1 protein-coding gene is annotated in these 491 nt (G+C 36.3%); it reads right to left on the bottom strand.

Annotation, left to right across the window (positions count from 1 at the left end; translation table 11 throughout):
* Positions 1–338 (bottom strand): ubiquitin-conjugating enzyme E2 (locus E2E34_RS37780; protein WP_208765431.1); only part of this gene is annotated, 338 nt, incomplete at its 3' end.
* Between the last annotated feature and the right edge of the window lie 153 nt (positions 339–491).

The following is a 491-nucleotide window of genomic DNA, read 5'->3' as shown; positions in this document are numbered from 1 at the left end:
ACAGTTTCCATAGAATACGATCTTTTCCAATTCTTCAAAATGTCGAATACCGAATCCATCACTCTTCCCTGTTCATCGATGCAAGGCAAGTTGATCTTTGAAATGAATTGTACTTTTGGAGGTTTTTCCGGATAGCTTTGGTCGCAAACTATGGTTAACGAATAAATTCTGTTTTCATGAGTTGAATGGGGAGGGCCCAAGATCGTTCCGTTCCAATAAGTCATGGTTATGTCATCTTGATTTGTTAATCCATACGAAATGGATTCAGCACCCAATCCTTTTTCACCTTTCTCCAACTCTTCTAATAATTTGAAATTTCTAGGACTAAAAAATTCCAAGTTAGTAATCCTTGATCTATCAGCAGTATATATATAGTCTAACTTACATCTTGGACATATCGATATTTTGGTGTAAATAGTGAACGAAGACAAGCTCCTTGCTCAAATCAGAATCTCGAATAGGGTCTCAATCTTCACACGACTGTATATTAT

The sequence above is a fragment of the Streptomyces albidochromogenes genome, assembly GCF_005981925.1.
Classification (GTDB): domain Bacteria; phylum Actinomycetota; class Actinomycetes; order Streptomycetales; family Streptomycetaceae; genus Streptomyces; species Streptomyces albidochromogenes.
The sequence above is the reverse complement of the archived record's forward strand: the minus strand, read 5'-3'. Positions and strand labels throughout refer to the sequence as shown.